The 6,229-nt window shown below is 36.6% G+C and carries 6 protein-coding genes; all 6 read left to right on the forward strand.

Features of this window, described 5'->3' with window-relative positions; all coding sequences use genetic code 11:
- Positions 1 to 170: 170 nt before the first annotated feature.
- A complete protein-coding gene (locus BM305_RS09750) occupies positions 171 to 1,247 on the forward strand; it encodes a CobW family GTP-binding protein (protein WP_092560511.1) in 1,077 nt (358 codons plus the stop codon).
- 30 nt (positions 1,248 to 1,277) lie between these two features.
- The gene (locus BM305_RS09755) at positions 1,278 to 2,228 is read left to right on the forward strand and encodes a TIGR03943 family putative permease subunit (protein WP_092560512.1); all 951 of its coding nucleotides are present in this window, start codon (positions 1,278 to 1,280) and stop codon (positions 2,226 to 2,228) included.
- A 125-nt stretch (positions 2,229 to 2,353) separates the two neighbouring features.
- The gene (locus tag BM305_RS09760; RefSeq protein ID WP_092560513.1) at positions 2,354 to 3,244 is read left to right on the forward strand and encodes a LysM peptidoglycan-binding domain-containing protein; all 891 of its coding nucleotides are present in this window, start codon (positions 2,354 to 2,356) and stop codon (positions 3,242 to 3,244) included.
- A gap of 231 nt (positions 3,245 to 3,475) precedes the next feature.
- Complete coding sequence (locus BM305_RS09765) at positions 3,476 to 4,960, forward strand: phytoene desaturase family protein (RefSeq protein ID WP_092560514.1); 1,485 nt, start codon at positions 3,476 to 3,478, stop codon at positions 4,958 to 4,960.
- 71 nt (positions 4,961 to 5,031) lie between these two features.
- Positions 5,032 to 5,748: a thioesterase II family protein gene (locus tag BM305_RS09770; protein WP_092560515.1), complete on the forward strand. Its 717-nt coding sequence runs from the start codon at positions 5,032 to 5,034 to the stop codon at positions 5,746 to 5,748.
- Between the two features lie 30 nt (positions 5,749 to 5,778).
- Positions 5,779 to 6,229: AMP-binding protein (locus tag BM305_RS09775; RefSeq protein ID WP_177214666.1), on the forward strand; the 451-nt coding region annotated here is incomplete at its 3' end.

Raw genomic sequence — 6,229 nt, forward strand, 5'->3', positions numbered from 1 at the left:
GAATTAATATGTTAAATTATGGGAAGAATCATTAGATGAAATGTTTGTCTGATGAGTTCTTCCCTTATTATATAATGATAAAAAAAGTGTAAGAAAAAGGTATGATTTTTTTGTGTGTAGTGGTAAAATTTAATTTGACCATTATAGAACTGTAGAAAGAAGGTTTTTAAATGACAAAGATTAATATAATCTCTGGTTTTCTGGGAGCTGGAAAAACAACATTAATTAAGAAGTTATTAAAGGAAGTATATCAAGGCGAAAAGGTAGTTTTGATTGAAAATGAATTTGGTGAGATAGGAATTGACGGCGGATTTTTAAAGGATGCTGGAATTCAGATTACAGAAATGAATTCAGGATGTATCTGCTGTTCATTGGTGGGCGATTTTGGAAGGGCTTTAAAAGATGTAATGGAGCAGTTTTCTCCAGACAGAATAATTATTGAACCATCAGGTGTTGGTAAGTTATCGGACGTAGTAAAAGCAGTCAAGGATGTTCAATTTGATTCAACTGTTGAGCTAGATAGCTATGTTACGGTAGCAGATGCTAATAAATGTAAAATGTATATGAAAAATTTTGGAGAATTCTTTAACAATCAGGTTGAATACGCTACAACAATTATTTTGAGCCGTACTAAGAACATAAAACAAGAAAAGCTGGAAGAGGTTGTGAAATTAATCAGGGAGCATAATAAGGAGGCAACAATCATTACTACAGACTGGGAGCAGATAACAGGGACTCAGATTGTTGCAGCTATGAAAAAAGACAATTCTCTAGTGGACGAGCTTCTGAAGGCTAGTGATATATGTCCTGAATGTGGGCATCACCATGAGCATCATCACGAACATGCTCATGGACACGAAGAAAAGGAGTGCAGCTGCCATGAGCATGAGGAACACCACCATGATCATCACCACCATGATGGAGAGGAATGTAGCTGCCATCACCACGATCATCATCACCATCATGCAGATGAAGTATTTACAAGCTGGGGTAAGGAAACTCCACATAAATTTGAAAAAACAGAAGTAGAAAATGCACTGAAGGCTTTATCAGAAACAGATGAATATGGAACAATTTTACGCGCTAAGGGAATGGTTTCAGGAGCAGATGGAAATTGGATTTACTTTGACTTAGTACCTGGTGAATATGAATTGCGGGAAGGTGCCCCAGAGTACACAGGAAGACTTTGTGTAATTGGAACGAATTTGTCAGAGGAAAAATTGGAAAAGCTGTTTCATATCTCCTAAACAAGTAGACAAATGGAAGGGAGTAAAAATATGGAGATACCAGTATATATTGTAACAGGATTTCTTGAAGGCGGTAAAACAGTATTTATTCAGGAAACGTTAGAAAGTGATGACTTTACAAAGGATGAACGAACTCTCTTGATTACCTGTGAAGAAGGAATGGTAACCTATGAAAAGGAATTCTTGAGTAAAGTATATACAGAACAGGTTGAGATTAATTGTGAAGAGGAACTGACAGAAGAATTTTTAGCCAGCTGTCAAATAAAGTATAAACCAGACAGGATATTATTTGAATATAATGGGATGTGGAAGTTAGAGACATTATTAACAGTAAAGATGCCTGCAAACTGGGAAATTGTGCAGATCATTAATTTAGTAAATGCAGACACATTTCCAGTTTATCTTACCAATATGCGGTCACTTGTAATAGAGCAATTTACGAATACTGATATGGTTATTTTTAATAGGTGTGAAGAAATGACTCCTGGAGCTGCTTATATTCGAACCATTAAAGCGGTAAATCCAAGAGCTCAGATTTATTTTGAGACAAAAAGCGGAAAACCTTTGGAAGTAGAGGAGGTTCTGCCATATGATTTAGATGCAGAGGTAGTGGAAATTGCAGATCAGGATTTCGGTATCTGGTACGTGGATGCTATGGATGAGCCAAAGAAATATGTTGGAAAAACCATTAAACTAAAAGGACTGGTGTATAAGTCAGATAAATTTTCAAAGGGCACGTTTGTACCAGGACGGTTTGCTATGACTTGCTGTGCAGATGATATTGCTTTTATTGGATTCATTAGTAAGGGAACAAAGGAACAGCTACCGATGATTGAACAATTAGTGAATCGTGAATGGGTCATGGTGACTGCTGAAGTTCGAAATGAATTTTGTAAAGATTATCGAAAGAAGGGACCTGTCTTGTATATTAAAGAAATTGAATATGCGGATAAGCCAGAAGAAGAATTAATTTATTTCTAAATTTTTATTTTAGTTCATTTAAGTATCACAAATATTCCTTCTATAAAATATAATAATGGTGAAAGGTGTTTTGCGTTTTTTCATTTTATTAATTCCATGGAAGAAAGCATAGTAGGAGGTTTATTGTGGAACATATTCAAAATAGTAATTCTTCGTTGTATTACGTTGATGATAGGAATAAAACATGTCAAGGACTAAGTTATACGATACAAAAGGGTGACACATTATATGGACTGAGTAGAAGGTATAATATTCCATTGTCAGATATTATGAGTGCAAATCCAGATGTTGATGTATATAATTTGCAGATAGATACAAATGTTTGTATACCATTAAAAAGTTCGGCAGGCGCAGATATGCCGACCAATGCAAGTCCTATGGGGCGGGCTTGTCCGGTTTGCCCGGTTTGCCCCCAAATTCCCCAGGTTGTTGCAGAAAAAGAGACTGCCATGGAAGAGGAAGTAACAGTACCAGAAGAAACAGTAACAATGCCAAAAGAAACAGTACCAGTACCAGAAGAAACAGGTGATGAATTAAATACAGAAGTTAATGGCAACGCAGCAAATCAACCACTTCCAGTGAGGGAACAAAGAGCGAATCAGCCTTCAGCAATAGTGCCAAGACCAATTACTTATCAGCCAAGGCCAATTATATCTCAGCAAATATCAGTTGATTCTAATTCTGTTAACTCACAACAAATTCCCTATATAAAAAAGACAATGGTGTCAGAGCAAAGACCACAGCAGCCACCACGTGAACCACAGCAACCACCACTTGATCGCCAGCGGCCAGTAAATACGACTAGTTTCTGGCGTCCTTACTCCTATAATCCAGCATGGCGAGAAGGAAGAAGATGTGAAATTCAAGAGTATGTGGTAAGAAGGGAAGAAACCATTCAAGATATTTTGGATATGTTTGGAATGAGCTTAGAAGAGTTTTTAAGATATAATAAATTAAGAGATTTAGAATTAGCACCTAGAACAAAAGTTTATGTGCGATGGTGCCGCAGAAGGTAAGATATCGTAATCATAATAATCTGATTCGGTGCTAAAAGGTTAAGCTATCGTAAAATCAGGGTTAAAATCCAAAAAAGAGGGTTTTAGCCCTGATTTTTAGGCATTTAACGAGAAAGAATTATGTCAAACGGTTTGGAAATTAATCTTTCAAACATATGATTTGTATGATATAATTGAATAATAGGAAAAAAGTTAGAAATAAATATAATAATACTATCAGAGGAAAATAAAATGAAAAAAATAGTGATTATTGGTGGTGGAATGTCAGGACTTGTTGCTGGAATCTATGCACAAAAGGCAGGGTTTGAAAGCGAAATTTATGAAAGAAATGATAAAGCAGGTGGTTTATGCACAGGCTGGACACGAAACGGTCATTATATTGATAATTGTGTTCACTGGTTGACAGGAACGGAGCAGAAAACACAATTAAGAAGACTATGGGAAGAAACGGGAGCATTAACAGCTGAAACGGCATTTGTTCCTAACGAAGCTTTTTATTCTTCCATATATAATGGAGTTAAAATTACCTTGTGGAAAGATTTGGAAAGGACAGAAAGAGAATTTTGCCAATTGTCACCAGAGGACTCGGAGGAAATACATGATTTTATTGAAAGTGTAAGAATAGCCCAGTGTCGTAAGATGCCAGTTGATAAGCCAATGGAGTATATGTCCCCATCTGAATTGATGCAATTGGGAAAATCCATGCAGGGAATAAAAGCTGTTAAAAAGAAGTATGGTAATATAAGCTTAAAGGAATATGTCAAGCGATTTAAAAGTCTGCCTATTCAAAAAGTGATGACGGATTTTTATTCAGGAGATAGTGCGGTTACAAGTATTATTTTTTCTTATGCTTCCATATCTTGTGGAAATGGTGAAATTCCAGTCGGTGGATCGGAGAAAATGATAGAAAGGATGACTAGCCGTTATTTAGAAACGGGTGGAAAGTTATATTTAAATCATCCAGTGAAAAAAGTTCATATAAAAGAGAATGAAGCATGTAGTATCGAATTAAATAATGGTTTTAACGTAGAAGGGGACTATTTCATTTGCGCTGCCGATACATATGAAGCATTCTATCATCTTATTGGTGAAAAATATATTCCAGAGGAATGGAAATTGGTATACAATCAACATTCGGAATATCCTGTCTATAGTAAATTTCAAATGGCAATATCAGTTAACAGAGATGGGTGCCCTATTGAACATATGACATTCATTGATTGTGACAAAATAAAAGTAGCAGTCTCAACTATTGATCGTATCTGCATAGTTAGTTATGGATACGAATCATCTTTTGCACCAGAAGGAAAATTGGTGCTGCAAATTAAAATCGAACAAAATGAAACAGATTATAATTATTGGAGTTACTTTTCTGAAATCATGTATCAGAAAAAGAAGCAGGAATTCGGGAAGCTTGTTATGGAGCAACTGCTAATAAAATATCCTGAGCTAAGAGATAATTATGAAATATTGGATATTTGGACACCACGTACCTACCATACCAGGTATAATGCCTTTCAGGGTTCTTTTATGCGATTTAGAGAGAGAGCAGACGTTAAGGCATTTGCCAGTAATGGAAAATTTAAATCCATACCTAATTTATATATAGCAAGTCAATGGCTTCAAGCGCCAGGAGGGCTTCCGACCGCTGCTGCTGCTGGAAAATTTGCAATTCAACATATTTTAAAAGCAGAAGGAAAATATGTTTTATTTTAATGCAATTTTTAATAATTGATAAATGAAATAACGAAGGGGAGGAAAGCGATTTCTATAATCGTTTGAAAAACATGGAAAAAATGAAATTATATTGTATCCCATATTCAGGAGGAAGTGCAGAAATATATTTAAAGTGGAAAAAGTTATTTCCAGAGAATATAAGCATTATACCTGTTGAACTGGCTGGTAGGGGAAAACGGATGAAAGAACTATTTTATGAGTCCTGTGAAGAGGCAGTAAAAGATTTAGCCGATGTAATTGAGGATGACATGAAAGAAGGAGAAAAATATGCTATCTTGGGACATAGTATGGGTTCCTTGCTGGCTTTTGAAACATATTATGAATTGTTAAGAAGAGGGTGCTGTATGCCAGTACACATGTTTATGAGCGGAAGAAAAGCACCTCAAAATATACAGAAGAAAACGGCTTTTTACTTATTACCAGAGGAAGAATTTTTAAAAGTAGTTTTTGCTTATGGGGGCTCTACGCCTGCTGCCATGGAAAATGCTACACTGAGAAAATTATTTCTCCCTATTTTAAGAGCAGATTTTAAAATTGCTGAAATTTATGAATATATTCCCAGAACGGAAAAAATAATGTGTCCTGTTACAATTTTAAATGGAACAAAGGATTATAGTGTTCTAGAATATGATTTATCGGAATGGAGTGAATTTGCAGGAAGTGACTTTTGTATCAAGCAGGTAGAGGGAGGCCATTTCTTTATCATGGAAAATATGGAGGATACAGTTGCAGTTATAACAGAAGTGTTAGAAAAAACATTTTACTAAGCAATAAAACGAAGGATTGGAATGAGAAGGATGGGAAAATCGCAAGAGACATATCCAGAGAAAAGAACCATTAAGGAACTATTTGAAGAGCAGGTGAAAAGGACACCAGAAAAGACAGCAGTTAAGGAGCAGAACCGTTTCCTGACGTACGAGGAACTGAATGAGTGGGCTAACGCCATAGCCTGGAAGTTGAAGGAGGAAGGAGTCGGAAGAGGAGACGTGGCAGCAGTGGCAGCCCCAAGAAGCATAGAGGCAGTGGCTGGAATGCTGGGGGTGCTGAAAGCAGGAGCAGCGTATGTGCCAGTGGATACGGAGCAGGGAGAAGAAAGAACGCGGTATATCCAGAAGGACAGCCAGGCAGCCATCTTGCTTTTTCACGGAATGGAAGTGGCAGGAGAGAAGAAAAGCTTGCCGATTGGGGAATTTCAGAAGACAGATAAGGGAAATCCAGAAACAGAGGGAACTGGAAAGGATTTGATGT

Origin of the sequence: Anaeromicropila populeti, from assembly GCF_900112775.1 — a bacterium.
In the GTDB taxonomy this organism is placed as follows: Bacteria; Bacillota; Clostridia; order Lachnospirales; family Lachnospiraceae; genus Anaeromicropila_A; species Anaeromicropila_A populeti.

What these genes read in the sequence shown, in the direction of transcription:
- BM305_RS09770 (WP_092560515.1), top strand. Translation starts at nt 5,032, where the DNA reads ATGGAAAAAATGAAATTATATTGTATCCCATATTCAGGAGGAAGTGCA.
- BM305_RS09750 (WP_092560511.1), top strand. Translation starts at nt 171, where the DNA reads ATGACAAAGATTAATATAATCTCTGGTTTTCTGGGAGCTGGAAAAACA.
- BM305_RS09755 (WP_092560512.1), top strand. Translation starts at nt 1,278, where the DNA reads ATGGAGATACCAGTATATATTGTAACAGGATTTCTTGAAGGCGGTAAA.
- BM305_RS09765 (WP_092560514.1), top strand. Translation starts at nt 3,476, where the DNA reads ATGAAAAAAATAGTGATTATTGGTGGTGGAATGTCAGGACTTGTTGCT.